General features: G+C 53.6%; 13 protein-coding genes and 1 pseudogene. 7 read left to right on the forward strand and 7 right to left on the reverse strand.

The features are described from left to right. The first annotated feature begins 282 nt into the window (after positions 1-282). A complete protein-coding gene (locus F753_RS46135) occupies positions 283-1,263 on the forward strand; it encodes a 2-dehydropantoate 2-reductase (protein WP_023446882.1) in 981 nt (326 codons plus the stop codon). Positions 1,264-1,366: 103 nt separating this feature from the next. On the opposite strand, the gene F753_RS46140 is transcribed toward F753_RS46135, so the two are convergent. Beyond that, positions 1,367-3,034, reverse strand: coding sequence for a sigma-54 interaction domain-containing protein (locus F753_RS46140; protein WP_023446883.1), 1,668 nt, complete (start codon positions 3,032-3,034; stop codon positions 1,367-1,369). Positions 3,035-3,104: 70 nt separating this feature from the next. Then, positions 3,105-4,133, reverse strand: a complete 1,029-nt coding sequence (locus F753_RS46145; protein ID WP_019818564.1) for an IS30 family transposase — start codon at positions 4,131-4,133, stop codon at positions 3,105-3,107. 349 nt (positions 4,134-4,482) lie between these two features. Between F753_RS46145 and F753_RS46150 the strand changes: the two genes are divergently transcribed. The 5 genes from F753_RS46150 (at position 4,483) to F753_RS0125295 (ending at position 8,583) form a co-directional block, all read left to right on the forward strand. Then, positions 4,483-4,842, forward strand: a complete 360-nt coding sequence (locus F753_RS46150; protein ID WP_023446884.1) for a DUF485 domain-containing protein — start codon at positions 4,483-4,485, stop codon at positions 4,840-4,842. A gap of 2 nt (positions 4,843-4,844) precedes the next feature. Continuing rightward, the gene (locus F753_RS46155) at positions 4,845-6,374 is read left to right on the forward strand and encodes a solute symporter family protein (RefSeq protein ID WP_023446885.1); all 1,530 of its coding nucleotides are present in this window, start codon (positions 4,845-4,847) and stop codon (positions 6,372-6,374) included. Next, complete coding sequence (locus tag F753_RS46160; RefSeq protein WP_023446886.1) at positions 6,371-7,276, forward strand: halocarboxylic acid dehydrogenase DehI family protein; 906 nt, start codon at positions 6,371-6,373, stop codon at positions 7,274-7,276. Before F753_RS46155 ends, F753_RS46160 begins: the two co-directional genes overlap by 4 nt. Positions 7,277-7,303: 27 nt before the next feature. Next, positions 7,304-7,987, forward strand: coding sequence for a haloacid dehalogenase type II (locus tag F753_RS46165; RefSeq protein ID WP_023446887.1), 684 nt, complete (start codon positions 7,304-7,306; stop codon positions 7,985-7,987). Positions 7,988-8,154: 167 nt separating this feature from the next. Then, positions 8,155-8,583, forward strand: a complete 429-nt coding sequence (locus tag F753_RS0125295) for a hypothetical protein (RefSeq protein WP_023446888.1) — start codon at positions 8,155-8,157, stop codon at positions 8,581-8,583. Between the two features lie 455 nt (positions 8,584-9,038). Here the strand turns inward: F753_RS0125295 and F753_RS49645 are convergent. The 4 genes and pseudogenes from F753_RS49645 to argC form a co-directional block, all read right to left on the reverse strand. After that, positions 9,039-9,209, reverse strand: a pseudogene (locus F753_RS49645) (transposase); the annotation flags it as partial. Between the two features lie 368 nt (positions 9,210-9,577). Continuing rightward, positions 9,578-10,840, reverse strand: a complete 1,263-nt coding sequence (locus F753_RS0125300; RefSeq protein WP_023446889.1) for a hypothetical protein — start codon at positions 10,838-10,840, stop codon at positions 9,578-9,580. A 1-nt stretch (position 10,841) separates the two neighbouring features. After that, on the reverse strand, positions 10,842-11,885 hold the full coding sequence (locus tag F753_RS46170; RefSeq protein WP_023446890.1) for a nucleoid-associated protein: 1,044 nt from the start codon (positions 11,883-11,885) through the stop codon (positions 10,842-10,844). Between the two features lie 417 nt (positions 11,886-12,302). Further along, positions 12,303-13,232 (reverse strand): N-acetyl-gamma-glutamyl-phosphate reductase, encoded by a 930-nt coding sequence (argC, locus tag F753_RS46175; protein WP_023446891.1) that lies wholly within the window; start codon positions 13,230-13,232, stop codon positions 12,303-12,305. Positions 13,233-13,346: 114 nt separating this feature from the next. On the opposite strand from argC, the gene F753_RS46180 reads away from it, so the two are divergent. Next, positions 13,347-14,231 carry a LysR family transcriptional regulator gene (locus tag F753_RS46180; RefSeq protein ID WP_003465017.1) on the forward strand — a complete coding sequence of 295 codons (885 nt, stop codon included), beginning with the start codon at positions 13,347-13,349 and terminating at the stop codon, positions 14,229-14,231. 183 nt (positions 14,232-14,414) lie between these two features. Here the strand turns inward: F753_RS46180 and F753_RS0125305 are convergent. Continuing rightward, positions 14,415-14,744, reverse strand: a 330-nt coding sequence (locus F753_RS0125305; protein WP_023446892.1) for a uracil-DNA glycosylase family protein, incomplete at its 5' end; no start/stop codon positions are given.

Genomic DNA, 14,744 nt, shown 5'->3' on the forward strand with positions numbered 1-14,744 from the left:
TCCTAAGGCAAGGCGAGCTTCTACGTTTGGATGTCTCCTTCGGGTGTTAGCGAATTTATGTCTCGAACATAAACTCGATAATTTCAATACACGTGATGGCGTAGGAAATGGATTTACCACTAACAAGAAGACTAAACCACGTCACGGAGGCTCTTCCAGGTTGAGCATCACAACCGCCAATCGTCGGTCGTAGCCGGCGATTTGTCAGGGCTCTCATGAGCAACGGATGCGAAGAAGTACAAGGACACAAGAAACGAAAAAATCTGGAGAACGGGGTCGATTATGAGAATCACTGTTGTAGGTGCTGGAGCTGTTGGAGGTTTTCTTGCGAGTAAATTGTTCGCGGCCGGCCATGACGTCAGCGTCATAGCTCGTGGCGCAACACTACTTGCGATTCGCGAGCAGGGACTGCGACTGCACACGGGCAACGATCTTGTGATCGCACCGCTTAAGGCTACATCGGAACCAAAAGAGCTTGGTGTTCAGGATGTGGTAATTTTTGCCGTAAAGGCCCCAGCGCTGCCTGCTGCAGTTGAAGCTGCAAAGGCGTTGTTGGGTCAACAAACCATTGTCATACCGGCGGTCAATGGACTTCCTTGGTGGTATTTTCTGAAGTCAAATACTGCGTTGTCAGGTACGCGCTTGAAAGCGGTCGACCCTGATGGCCTGATCGAAAGGAATGTCCTTACCGACGCCGTCATCGGCTGTGTTGTGTTTCCCTCTTGTATGGTTGAGTTCCCAGGTGTGGTCAGGCATATGTCTGGGAGCAAAATCGTTTTCGGAGAGCCTGGTGGTGGTACCAGTAGCCGTGTTTCAGAAATGGCGGACGTTTTTCTCGAGGCTGGTTTTGATGCTCATGCCCACGAGAACATCCATGAAGAAATATGGCTTAAGCTGCTAGGGAATGCGTGCTTCAACCCTGTCAGCCTGCTGGTAGGTTGCTCCACCGATGAGATGATTGATGACCCAAACCTCAATATTTTGTTCGTGGAGATGATGGGCGAACTCCTTGAGTTAGGGAGCCGATTGGGCATCTCACCCAAGATTAATCCTCAGCAACGGATCGCGATCACACGTAAACTCGGCAAGGTGAAAACGTCGATGCTGCAAGACGTTGAGGGGCACAAACCCGTCGAAATCGAGGCTATTTTGGGAGCAATGATGTCGGTGGCTGATCTGGTAGGGGTGCCAATGGCTCGAACGCGTACAGTATATGGCTTGGCTCGTATGAGGGCACGAACGCTTGGCCTACTGCCAGAATAATTGCCCGTCCTCACAGTGCGACCCTGCGATGTAGCCCCGGTTGCAGCAATTTTTCACCTTGGCCTTCCATGGGAATTGAAGCAGTCCGTTTTCCTCAACTGTCTCAAGCGTCCGGCCTCATTCGGCGTACGACCGAAGACTGGCTGATTTTCAAATGCTTCGCCGCCGCCCTTGTACTGCCAAAGCGCTCCACGGCTTCAAGTACCAGCTCGCGCTCGAAACGTGCGGTCCTGGCTTTAAGATCGGGGCCAGCTTCATGATCTTCGCTGCGAGTGACGCACAGCTGCGGCGGAAGATAATCGGTGCGGATAAGGGTATCGGGCGAAGTGACGACCAGTCTTTCGATCATGTTACGCAATTCTCTGACATTCCCAGGCCAGTTATAGTCGAGCAGTGCTGCCAGCGCCTGCTCGGAAAAGCGTTTGGCGAGGTTGTATTGTCCGTTCAGTTCGTCCAGAAAATGCTGTACCAGAGGCAATATATCCTCGCGTCGTTCGCGCAGAGGCGGTACGTGAATCGGGACTACGTTAAGCCGATAGAAAAGGTCACTTCTGAATTGGCGCGAATCCACCATTGCCTGCAGGTCCCGGTTGGTAGCCGCAACTACCCGAACGCTGACCGCTATAGACCGGGTGCTGCCTAGGCGAACCAGCGTCCTGTCCTGCAGCACCTGCAAAAGTTTTACCTGCAGATCGAGCGGCAGCTCGCCTATTTCATCCAGGAAAAGGGTGCCATGGTTGGCCACCTCAATCATTCCGATCTTGCCTTGGCGCTGAGCGCCGGTAAAAGCGCCGGCGTCGTAGCCAAACAGCTCGGACTCCAGCAGCTCACGTGGTATGGCACCGCAATTGATCTTGACGAAAGGCCCCTCGCTGCGTGAGCTCTCTTTATGAATGAGGCGCGCCATGACCTCTTTGCCGACGCCGGACTCCCCGGTGATCAGCACCGTAGTGTCCACGTGGGAGACTTTCATCGCTAGTGTGCTGATCTGTTGCATGCTTGGGCTGCGTAGGATGATGCCCGCTATAGAGGGACCGTTCATTCGGAGCTGGCTGACCTCCAGAGCATAGCGGCGCAATTTTTCTTGGGCGCGCGCCAGGTCTTCCTGTAGCTGGATAAGCTCGGTCGCATCACGTGAATTGATAACGACCTTACGGACGTTCCCCTGCTCATCGAACAGCGGGATGCCCGTCACCATGATTGTCTTGCCGATCCGTGTTTCCTGGACTGCTGTGACCCTCTTGCGTGTCGCAATCACACGCGGCGCGATGACTGGCCGGACAAGGCCAGCTCGTTCAAGTTCGAATACATTCTTGCCGATCAGATCGGCCGCCACTATTCCATAGTTTCGCTCGCATCCCTCATTGACCAAAAGCGTCTTGCCCGCTCCATCCGTAATGAAAATACCATCAAACGAGTGTCGGTAAATTTCACGAAAGTCTAGGTACAGCTGTTCTAGCTGTTCCACTTGGGGCGAAAACCTCGCCACTGCCGATGATGGCCAAAACACCAGCGCTCTATCGTCCTGCACCTGATGGCTCGCCACTTGATAGTGCTCACCATCTATTTCAAGTACCGCGTCGTGAAACGTTCCTATTTTCGCCCAGGTCTCCAACTCCGGCTCCTTCCACTGATCAATGGTTAGTCGAAGTCGAGTATGGCGAGAAGACAAGTACTCGTTTATCCAAACGGTTCCCGCTTGGGATACGCCCATGATTCCGATCGGAAGCTGGCTGACGAGAGCGGCGACAAACTCGTTTGTAGAGAACATATGCATCTCTCATTTGTGTACGTGCGACAGCGCTGAATCAGGGCGGTTGCAGAAGCTGAGTGCAACACGGTTATTGATTTGAAGCTGGAGCATGATGCCGCATAGCCATGGCTTCCTGCATCACCTCGCCCATGACTTCGATCGGGCACTTGAAATCGAAGCGTTTACGGGGGCGCATATTCAGCTCCAAGGCGATGGCATTCAATTGCTCTTGACTGTGTACCGACAAGTCAGTCCCCTTGGGCAGGTACTGGCGGATCAGGCCGTTGATGTTTTCGTTGCTACCGCGCTGCCAGGGGCTGTGCGGGTCGCAGAAGTAAATAGCGACCCCTGTCTGCTGGGTGATTTCAGCATGCCGCGCCATCTCCCGGCCCTGGTCGTAGGTCATGCTCTTGCGCATCGCCAGCGGCATGCTGTTGAGCGCTGCACTGAAGCCCTCCATCGCCGAGGTCGCCGTTGCGTCGTTCATCTTCATCAGCATCAGGTAGCCACTGGTGCGCTCCACCAACGTGCCTACCGACGAGGCGTTGGCCTTACCCTTGATCAGGTCGCCCTCCCAATGCCCCGGCATCAGCCGGTCTTCGATCTCTGGCGGGCGAACATGAATGCTGACCATCTCAGGGATCTGGCCGCGCCGATCCACGCCACCAGAGCGCGGCCGGCGCGTCGTCTTGCCTTGGCGCAGGCAGACGATCAGCTCCTTGCGCAACTCGCCGACCGGCAAGGCATAGATCGCGTTATAGATCGTCTCACGACAGACGTAGGCATCTCTGAGGTTGGGTATGGTCATGCTGCGCAGCTTGCCGGCAATCTGCTCGGGAGACAAACGCTTACGCAGCATGTGGGCCACCAGTTCGAAGCGCTCGCTGCCCGGCACAAGCTTGCGCTTGGGGCGACAAACCTGGCGCCGAATGTTCATCTGTTGCTGGGCGCAGCGGGCCGAGTAAGCACCACTACTGCCTCGATTGCGCTTCAGCTCTCGGCTGATGGTCGAGGGCGACCTGTCAATCAGGCGAGCAATGCCGCGCAGGCTGAAGCCTTGAGCTTGACTGAGTTGAATGATGGCGCGCTCTTCGACGCTGAGTTCGGAATAGGACATAGGGGCAGCACCGTACCGGAAAGGTCAGGTGTTGCACTCAGTTTTCGCGGCCGCCCAGTGATTCATTTGTGCATCACATTAAGTTTCTCTGAAGTGAGCCCGTATGACAACAGCAAGTATCAGTGGAGAAGATCGTCGAGTCGAAACTGACTCAGTTTAGTCATTTTTGAATCGAACTATTCTGGTTTCAGCTCGTAAAACCCCGCTTGGTTAATAAGTAAAGACGAAAAACCCAGGGGAAACAGAAGGTTGCAAATACTGGCACGCGTCCTGCTAAAGCCGTGAACATACCAGCGCCCTGGGCTGGTTAGAAAACAATAAATGCCTAAGAACGGTGAGGAGAATGGACATGACAGCGAAATTTGTAATCTTCGAACAAGAGGCAGTCACCTCAGAAGGGGGCGCGCATAAATCTGGCTCGCCATGCAGCTCGGTGCACTTCCAGGAACTCATGCGAATGAAAAAGCGAACCATTGGGCCACTATTGATCGCCACTCTTGGGTTCTTTTCCGTGATGACTCTTCTGGCGGGCTACGCCAAGGACTTCATGACCATCAAGTTGTTCGGCTCAATGAATGTTGGGTTCAGTCTTATTCTCCTCGCATACGTTATCTGCTGGGCAGGAGCGCTTCTTTACGTTCGTGCCGCCAGTGGACCGTTCGATGCGAAAACCAAACTGGTTATCGAACACAACGAGCGGAGGAACTAACCATGAAGGTCCTTACGTTGGTTATTTTTTGCATCATCCTGGCGCTGACCTTGGTAGTAACTTACTGGGCGGCCAAGCGAACCAATACGGCAAGCGAGTTCTATGCCGCAGGCGGCAATCTCTCTGCGAAGGAAAACGGTTTTGCACTCGCTGGTGACTGGTTGAGCGCCGCGGCATTTCTCGGCTTCACCGGGCTCACGGCCTTGTATGGAATGGATGGCTCGCTCTATGCGGTATCGGCGCTCGCAGCCTTCTTGCTGATCCTGATGTTGATTGCCGAACCTATTCGCAACACCGGACGATTCACCCTGGGCGATGTAATCGCCTACCGGATGCGCCGGCCAGAGGCCCGGCTGGCTGCAGTGATCGGTACGACTGTCGTAAACCTTGCTTATATGATCCCGCAGATGGCCGGTGCCGGCGTACTAATGAAGCTATTGCTCGGCGTTCCGTACTCCACTGCTGTGGTATTTGTCGGCATTGGCATGGTGGTCTATGTGCGCTTCGGCGGCATGATTGCCACCACCTGGGTGCAGATCATCAAGGCCGTGCTGCTGCTCACCACCGCGGCGGTGATGGTCGTTTGGCTGCTGTCGAAAGTCGGTTTCAATCCGTTGAATTTATTCTCTGGTGTCGAGGCCAAATATGGCGCGCAGATGCTTTTGCCCGGCAACTATCTCAAGCATCCGCTGGATACCTTTTCGCTCGCTCTAAGTCTGATTGTCGGTACTGCGGGCCTGCCGCACATCATGACGCGCTTCTTCACCGTGCCCGATGCGAAAACCGCTCGCAAGTCGGTCATCTGGCTCATGTTCCTGGCTGGTAGCTTCTTTATTGTAACGACCTTGATCGGTCTGGCATCGGCGATCTTTGTTGGCCAAGATCAGATCCGCGCGGCGGATAAAGGCGGCAATCTCGCGCTGCCGTTACTGGCCCAGTACTTGGGCGGTGGTGCAGGAACGCTCGGTGGCGAGATATTCTTGGCGGTGGTCTGTGCGATTGCATTTGCCACGATATTGGCTGTAGTGGCGGGGCTTACGCTAGCAACGTCTGGAACCATTGCCCACGATCTGTACGTCAATGTGATCAAGAAGGGGCATGTAAGCGAAGTAGGCCAAGTGCGTGTTGCTAAGCTCTCCACGCTTGTTGTGGGAGTCCTAGCGATTGGCTTTGGCTTGCTCGCAGAAGGTCTGAATGTTGCCGTCCTGGTAATCCTGGCGATCGCCATCGCGGCATCGGCCAATTTCCCGATCATCCTGCTGTCGCTGTTCTGGCGTCGCTTCAACACTGCCGGAGTGATCGGTGGCGTGGTGGTGGGCGGTATCTCGGCCTTAGGCCTCGCCTATATCGGTCCAGCCTTCATGGGCAAGGACGCTATATTTCCCATCGTCAATCCAACAATTCTTAGCATGCCGCTGGGCTTTCTCGGCGCGTTCCTTGGCACCTGGCTGGGTGGAAGGGATCTGGCGAACGAACAACGTTACGACGAGGTGCTTTTCAAGGCCCATACCGGTGTGGAGGCTAAAAAGTGAACCCGTCTGATAACTGCACCCATCTTCTACTGCCTCGGCCAATTTGCGAGGCAACCATTCTCCCGGTTGCAGAACACCGCGCGGATCAGGAACTAAGCGAAGTCTACCGGGACTTGAAAGCAACTTTCGGTGTGCCCTGGGTCGGGGTTATTACGCAGGCGGTTGCGCACTACCGGCCTTTCTTTGTCGAAGCATGGCGACGCTTCGCGCCGTCAGCGAAAACGCATTTTTTCGAGCGTGCCAGTGATGACATTCGGATCCGATCCTGGGAGCTCATTGCACAGTCTTTTGTCATCGAGGGGCAGACAGGCCGGCTACAGGAGATGGGCTACTCGGTGCGTGAGATTGATCAGATCAGGGCAGTGCTAGATATCTTCGATTACGGCAACCCGAAATACCTGATTTTCGCTACTGCGATCAAGGAAGGCTTGCTGAGCGGCCGCACGTACGGAGGCGTGGCAGGCGATGCGCGCTGTAGTTTTCCGCGCGCCCCGATCTGCCAGATCGAACCGATTCCGGCAATGATTGAGGAGCACCACGCGGGCGAGACTCTCTCGCAAGTCTATGCCGATATCAAGCAGACCCTGCAGTTGCCTTTCATTAACAGTGACTACAAGGCCATGGCGCGCTGGCCGAGCTACCTCGATCTCGCGTGGGATGCGCTAAAGCCCTGCATCGACACGCCGGCCTACCTAGCGGATAGGTCCGAAATTAATGCACAGGCGCTAGCTACGCTCGATGCCTTGCCGATCGCTTACCGGATGAGCCGAGCCGATGCACTGCTGGCAGGGCTCAGCGAGATACAGCTCGATGAACTGATCCAGGTTATCAGCCTCTTTCAGTGGTTACTGTCAGGGCTGGTTTTAAATATCACTCATTTCAAGCAACAGGCGCTCAAATAAGCGCCTTTATATAAAGGAAATAAAACCATGAAAAACATCCAAGGCGCCGTTTTCGATCTTTATGGCACGCTGTATGACGTTAATTCGGTAGCGCAAGTTTGCGAAGAAGTTTATTCGGGCCATGGCGATTCCATCTCCCGCCTTTGGCGGCAAAAGCAACTGGAATATACCTGGCTCAGGAGTTTGATGGGTCGTTACGTCAACTTCGAAAAAGCAACGGAAGATGCACTGCGCTTTACCTGCACGCATCTGGGCTTGTCGCTCGATGATGAAACCCACCAGCGCCTCAGTGATGCTTATTTGCACCTCACCCCTTATGCCGATACAGCTGACGCGCTTCGCCGTTTGAAAGCTGCGGGCCTACCGCTAGGCATCATTTCAAATGGTTCTCATTGCTCGATCGAGCAAGTCGTGACTAACTCTGAAATGAATTGGGCGTTCGATCAGCTGATCAGCGTCGAGGATGTGCAAGTGTTCAAACCTGATAGTCGCGTCTATAGCCTTGCCGAGAAGCGCATGGGTTTTCCAAAGGAAAACATCCTCTTCGTTTCGTCAAACGCGTGGGATGCGAGTGCAGCCAGTAACTTTGGTTTCCCGGTTTGCTGGATCAATCGGCAGAACGGCGCGTTTGATGAGCTGGATGCAAAGCCGACACACGTCGTGCGTAATCTCGCCGAAATGTCGAACTGGCTGGTTAATTCGCTCGATTAATCCATTGCATCTGGATTGGGAGAATCGTCCGCTCAGGGTGAAATCGCGCCGCGGTTTTCCCTGGCGGACATTAGAGCGGAAGATAAATAAGGTGTGCGACGATATCGGCGCCTGTGAAATAGGACCGTAGTCGCACAGTAATAAACTCAAGTATCCGTGGTTATTTTATGTACGGTTACCTTTCCCGACTTTCATTTGGGCGGGCCATCCTCTGGTGCTATCTGATCTGGTACAGCATGGCAATTGTGCTGTATTTCGATTCGTCGCCCGCCCTTTGGTTAACCTCATTTGGGATCGGCTTACTGATGGGCTTTGGCATGCTTGTCACCTTAACCGGGTTTCCATTCATGCCGATAAAGATTGGTCGCTGGCAGGTTTTTCGCTTCTTCTTCATGCCATTTTGTGCGTCCAGCTTTACCGGAACCGCAAAAGAACAAGGGTTTCTCATCATCGCGTTCCCAAAGGCCGGAGAAACCCTGGCGGCTGCACTGGCCTGCGGTTTTTTTTGCCTGTGCGTATTTGGAGCAAAGCAATGGAAGGATCGCACGAAGCAAGAAAAAATCAGAATCGATCGTTCCGAGCCGATCGATACTTAACTTGATCAGCCCATCGGGATAGCAAAACTCGCAGCTGGCGCTCAATCTATGGGGCGCAACGCTTCTAGCGCCGGGAGCCGCCAGTCGCGCCGAGACGGCGTTTCGCGGTCTAGGCAACATACAAAAATGTCTTAGCATTAAAGATCACGGTGCAGGATCGCCAGGGATGGTCTGAAGTGGCCCTGTATTTCCGGCTGACTTCAGCCTCTGTCGATTTTGAAAGTGGTGATTAAACCACGATCCAGTTATCCGCTCATTCCTGAGCTTTTTAGGGAAACTGAAAAAGCCCAATTTTTACGAAATGATAGGTCTGTAATCCGCATGGTTACTGGGCCGCTTTTTTCGAAGGAGGACTTTTTCAGACCATCCTTAGCGACCGCGAGCACTTCGCAGTGGCCATTTCCCACATACACACGCACCTCTCCTGCATTTGCCAGCAAATGTCGGCGCGCCATCTACAGGCTCGACAAGGCAAACAGCATGACCAACTGCAACGTATTCTTTGCCAACCCGCGAAAGCGCACGTTGGTTTAGCCAACCTGCTGCTTGATCACCCGGAACGGGTGCTCGCCTTTGGCGCGCAGTTGAGCCTTGGCCTTCTCGATCTTGCGCTTGGCTTTGTACAGTAGCTGCGTGAGTCGCCGTTGTGATGATTGGCCAATTTCAATCTTTACAACAAATACATTTTAGTAAATGGATGTCTATGATTTCGTGATGAAATCTAGCGGCAGCTCTTGGCCGGAAGCGGATGTCCATGATTCGCAGCTATCGGCCAGAAGTGACGTCCAAGCGCGTCTATCGAAACGCAGACAATTCAGAGTGATAGCCAGCTTCGCAAACAAGGGTTAACTTTCATCTGATCCAGTTACCCTCTACCCTTTCGCCTATAAATATAAGCCGACACGGTGAAACATACACGCTGAGGGCCGGAACGGACGCCATTGCGGCGCTCAACCGTGCGGGACGGATCCGGAGGTTGAGAGGTAGCAGAGCATCACCCGGCCCGGCGGCGGGTCGTCGGGCTTCCGCTTTTATTTCTCCGGGCCTTCATCCACAACTTATATATGCAATTAATTACCAAGAACAAAGCACCGGCGCAAATCCCATAAACGATCGCGATCTCGTAGTTATCACGGAGCTCAGCGGTTGAGTAAACGAAATTTGCAGCGCTCGCAAATACCGCTAGCGCTATGATGCCGCTTACTATCCCTAGGAATAGCTTCTGACGGCCGTATCTCTTCTCAAGATCCTCATAATGAATCTGTAACTTTTCAGTGGTGAGCACATGCTTCTGCTTTATTTCATCCCACTGATTCATCATCTCGATTCTTATTGAATCCAAAGAATGTCGCTGATTACGAAGCAGTAGAGACATAAGGGCAGCGAATACAAGCATGCTAAAAAAAATGAATATATTATGAAGAGATATGCTTTCCGTCGGCGCTGTCTGGCTTCCAATAAGTATTAAAGCTACCGGTATGGCGAGAAGTTGATTCTGTATCTCAGAAAAAACCTTATTCAGCTTAAGCATAAAGTCAAGCTTTTCTTTCTCGACTTGATCTCTTATTTTTTCAAAAGAAAACTCAGAGACGTATAACTGATAATTCGCATTGACGCGTTCTACAAATTCCGAAAACCGTTTAAGCAGACAGGGAAGTGTTAGTCTGTCGAGCTCATTTGTCTTCAACATTTCAATCAGAACTGATTTTATGATTGAGGACTTTTGTTCTTTATGAATCTGAGCATTAACGAATTCGGCATAAAAATCTTGGCAGCCATCGAGGGGACGGAGATCATTAACGGTGTAGCCTAGAGATAACTCGATTTTCTGGCCATGTAAGAAAATGGCTTTTAACTTTCCTTTCAATACCGAATGATCCGCGACTTTAGCGATTTCTTGGATAAAACGAGCAGTATCTAGATAATACTGTACAATCCGGTCGGGTGCGTTTTCTCCACCCTTGTAGTGGTAGTCAATATCAGACAAATAAAACTCTTTCGGCACGCGTGCTTGGCGAGACGGAGCCGAAATCAAATCTTCCAAACAGCTGGCAAAGATTAAATCATCTTGGGACGGCAACTTAAAAGATAGTTGCTCAATCCTTTGATCGTACTGAGCCTCCAATCCGCTTTTTTCGAGGTCTGAGTGAATACTCGCATATTCTGCCTGCGGAAGGCGACCAGACAGCACCCGGCCAGAAGAAACGGGCCCTGCTATTTTCTTGCTTAAATGAATAGCGAGCTCTAAATCGTTCATCTCATTCTTCGTTGTCTTCTGGATCTATACCTTTCTCTTTTTTTATTCTTGCTATCAGATCGACTGGGGGATTTCTGATGATAATGCTTTCTTCGTCGTCGTCTAGATATACTCTTTCGTTGAATATATCCTCAACATCAAACCCAAGACTTATAGTGCCAAACTTTGTTGTATAGCGCTGCAGTTTCTTAATGCTGCTACTGTGCGGAGAGAAAGTTTCGTGAATCTCAACGTTATTGTCTTTGACATACTCGATAAACGAAGCGGGCTCTTCTGGGTTAATGAACGCTGAAAGTGCTACCAAATGAACTGGTTTGTCATCGTCCTTCATTTCTTTACAGTGTTCGTAAACCTTGGCGCGAATGGATTGGCGCTCCGCCGCGGCGAACTCATTTTCTTCGCAATATGAATCTATCGTTTCGATAAGCTTTTGCGTGTTGTATTTGGAGTCCGTGTAATCAATGCATGCGAGTGCCTGCCTGAAGTATGCGGATGAGTCGCCTTCAGCGCCTGTTCCTTTTTTAATGAAGGAAAGGTAAGGTTGTTCATCGTTTTGCCACTTCTCAATATCGATCCGCGCCGCCTCGCGCAGATTGCTAACATCAAAGAAAAGCGAGTCGTTTAAGTCGAGCGTCGTACTATCTATCCCTACTCCCTCTTTAAGCTTCAGCATCGCAATCAGTAGCCAGTCCCGCCCCTGATTCTCATACCGGATGAACACAGGATAGCTTGTGGTAGTCAACCTGCTGTTCGCCATTTCTGTCGAAATAACTTCGGTGCAAAGTTTACTCATTGCCACCAGATCAGTTTTCCCGGCATGGTAGTCGGTCAGGATCTTAGGGAAGATATGGATCATATGGTTGGCGCCTAGAGTCCCGTAGCCGTTACTGAGTCTCCCATACAGCTTCAGCACATCATCCCCCAGATTCTGAAGTCGATCGTCTAGCGGCAACGGAGTCAGTCGGGGGACCACAGTGGCGCTACCTGGGCCTGACGTGTCTCGGGCTTTCTCAATCCCGTGGATGATGGACTCTGTAATATTCACTGGATTCCCTTCTCTCAGGTGGGGTCGGCTTTCACGCTTTGTTTAGCGGAATGCAAGCTGCTTCTGTGCAGGCCACAGTTAACTACACAACAGTTACGGGTGCTACTCCCAACCTAATTGCCCGCATTTAAGGCTGCAGCCTCTGACAAATCGATCAGGGAATGGCATCAACAGAAGCTGAAATCGTTTCGTGGGCTGCCCCGTTGTGATTGGCCCACCTGTACGTCTCCTTTTGGCCGATTGCTGCCTGTCGTGGACGACCGTTTAACTTCAAAGCCTGACTGGATTGCAAACTGCTGACACGCGTAGATTCTGTTTTCGACTCGTTTAATGCCGTCGATGCCAGGCCATAAACAGAGAGGAAACAACCGCTCGAAAATTCGAGCCATAGACTCTAGAGCCAGTGGGTAGTCGGAGTCATGTTCCTGCAACCATCAAATCCAGATTCTGCACCGCCGCTCCAGCGGCTCCCTTCCCAAGATTGTCAAACACCGCAGCCAACAAAACCTGCCCCGTCTCATCATTTTCACACACCACCAATCGCAAACTATCAGTCCCGTTAAGCGCCTGAGGATCAAGGCACGTCAACCCTTTGGCCTCCTGCATCGACATCACCTGTACATGGTCCGCATCGACGTAGTGCTGCATAAGACACGCATGCAACCGCACCGCATCCACGCCCGGCGCCAACAAGCGAAGTTGCAACGGTATGGTCAGCACGATCCCCTGCCGAAAAGCCCCATAAGCCGGCACAAACATCGGCCGCTCCATCAGACCGCTTTGCTGCTGAATCTCCGGAATATGTTTGTGTGCCAGCCCCAGACCATAAACCTGAAACGCGGGCGCCTGTGATGCGCCCTCTCCCTCATGCTCTTGCACGCCAACGCGCCCTTTTCCGGAATAGCCCGACACAGCATGAATGTTCGTCGGATAGTCCCTGGGCAGCAACCCGGCCTCCAGCAATGGGCGCAGCAGCCCTATCGCCCCCGTGGGATAGCAACCGGGATTGCTGACCCGCCGTGCCGTGGCGATGCGTTGGGCCTGCTGCGAGTTCATCTCCGCGAAACCATAGGTCCAGTCTGGATGGGTGCGGTGCGCCGAACTCGCATCGATCACCCGAACGGCGGGGGTTTCGATGCTCGCTACAGCGTCGCGTGCGGCTTGGTCGGGCAAGCAGAGAATCGCGATGTCGCAGGCGTTGATGATTTCGGCGCGACGTTGCGGATCCTTGCGATGTTCGGGGCTGAGCGTGATAAGCCGCAGATCGGTCCGGTCGCGTAGACGTTGATGGATTTGCAACCCGGTGGTGCCTTGGTCGCCGTCGATGAATATAAGAGGACTTGCCATGGAATGCTCTCGGACATAGGAAATCAGGAGTTCCAATCTTCAGTGAGGGGCTAAGATAGGAAAAGTTGAATTTCTAAACGATGAAATTCAGCTTTTCTGAACAAGGAGTGACTCATGCGCGAAATCAGCCTGGACCGTCTGCGCACGTTGGTGGCCATTGCCGACCTGGGTTCGTTTGCCGAGGCGGCCCGTGTGCTGCACCTCGCGCCACCCACGGTCAGTTTGCATATTGCCGACCTGGAGTCGCGGGTTGGCGGAAAGCTGTTGTCGCGCACACGTGGGCGCATTCAGCCTTCGGCGATTGGAGAAACGCTGGTGGAGCGCGCGCGGCGTCTGTTGGCGGATGCGGAGCAGGCGCTTGAGGACGTGGAGCGTCAGGTGCAGGGCTTGGCCGGGCGTGTGCGGCTGGGTGCCTCCACAGGGGCCATCGCACAGTTGATGCCGCAAGCTTTGGAGACGTTGGGCCAACGCCATCCCGCTATCGATGTGCAGGTCGCGGTGCTCACGTCGCAGGAAACTTTGAAGAAGCTTGCCGAGGGCTCTTTGGAGATCGGTCTGGTCGCGCTGCCACAGACCCCGGTGAAGGAATTGCGGATCGAGCCATGGCGGCGGGACCCGGTCATGGCCTTCTTGCCGGCTCGCTGGGAATGCCCGGATGTTGTGACCCCCGGTTGGCTGGCCGCCCAGCCATTAATTCTGAATGACAAAACTACTCGGCTTTCGCGCTTGACCTCGGAGTGGTTCGCCAGTGATGGACGGCAGCCCACGCCGCGTATTCAACTGAACTACAACGATGCGATCAAAAGCCTAGTGGCGGCCGGTTATGGTGCGACGTTGTTGCCGCATGAAGCCTCCACGCCATTGCCCGATACCAGGATCGTCATGCGGCCATTACAGCCCTTATTGTGGCGTCAACTTGGTATTGCCCACCGTGGTGGGGACGTCGAGCGGCCTACGCAACATGTGCTGGATGTGTTGTGGGGGTTGAGTGCGGGCTAGGGCGATGTTGTCAGAGAAAGGACCGCTTTCGACCCGGTCATACGGTGATTGAGGTCCCAGGCGTCAGCTACCGCACCTGAAGCCGTCGTTCATCGCTCCAAAGCCGGTGCCTGTCTCCGTTCGCCCAGGCCAGGGTGTCGTAGTACTTGTGCAGCAGCTCGGTAATGGCGGCGGTGTCGTCGGTCATGGGGTTTCCTTGGGGTTGGCGGTGAGGACTGCCTGGACGCGTGCTTGCAGCGCGGGCAGCACGTCTTGTTGGAACCAGGGGTTGCGCACCAGCCAGCGATTGTTGCGCGGGCTAGGGTGAGGCAGGGGGAACGCTTGCGGCCAGTGCTCGCGCCAGGCTTCGACCACCCGGGTGAGCGGCGTCTTGCCAGTACCGAGGTGGTAGTCCATGGCGTAGCTGCCCAGCACGATGACCAGCGACAGGCGCTCGAAACGCTGCATGAAGGCTTCGCGCCAGGCGGGGGGCGCACTCCGGGCGTAGCGGCAGGGCACCGCTTTTGCCGGGGC

Origin of the sequence: Stutzerimonas chloritidismutans AW-1, from assembly GCF_000495915.1 — a bacterium.
GTDB classification, from domain to species: Bacteria; Pseudomonadota; Gammaproteobacteria; order Pseudomonadales; family Pseudomonadaceae; genus Stutzerimonas; species Stutzerimonas chloritidismutans.

What these genes read in the sequence shown, in the direction of transcription:
- F753_RS46135 (WP_023446882.1), top strand. Translation starts at nt 283, where the DNA reads ATGAGAATCACTGTTGTAGGTGCTGGAGCTGTTGGAGGTTTTCTTGCG.
- F753_RS46140 (WP_023446883.1), bottom strand. Translation starts at nt 3,034, where the DNA reads ATGTTCTCTACAAACGAGTTTGTCGCCGCTCTCGTCAGCCAGCTTCCG.
- F753_RS46145 (WP_019818564.1), bottom strand. Translation starts at nt 4,133, where the DNA reads ATGTCCTATTCCGAACTCAGCGTCGAAGAGCGCGCCATCATTCAACTC.
- F753_RS46150 (WP_023446884.1), top strand. Translation starts at nt 4,483, where the DNA reads ATGACAGCGAAATTTGTAATCTTCGAACAAGAGGCAGTCACCTCAGAA.
- F753_RS46155 (WP_023446885.1), top strand. Translation starts at nt 4,845, where the DNA reads ATGAAGGTCCTTACGTTGGTTATTTTTTGCATCATCCTGGCGCTGACC.
- F753_RS46165 (WP_023446887.1), top strand. Translation starts at nt 7,304, where the DNA reads ATGAAAAACATCCAAGGCGCCGTTTTCGATCTTTATGGCACGCTGTAT.
- F753_RS0125295 (WP_023446888.1), top strand. Translation starts at nt 8,155, where the DNA reads ATGTACGGTTACCTTTCCCGACTTTCATTTGGGCGGGCCATCCTCTGG.
- F753_RS0125300 (WP_023446889.1), bottom strand. Translation starts at nt 10,840, where the DNA reads ATGAACGATTTAGAGCTCGCTATTCATTTAAGCAAGAAAATAGCAGGG.
- argC (WP_023446891.1), bottom strand. Translation starts at nt 13,232, where the DNA reads ATGGCAAGTCCTCTTATATTCATCGACGGCGACCAAGGCACCACCGGG.
- F753_RS46180 (WP_003465017.1), top strand. Translation starts at nt 13,347, where the DNA reads ATGCGCGAAATCAGCCTGGACCGTCTGCGCACGTTGGTGGCCATTGCC.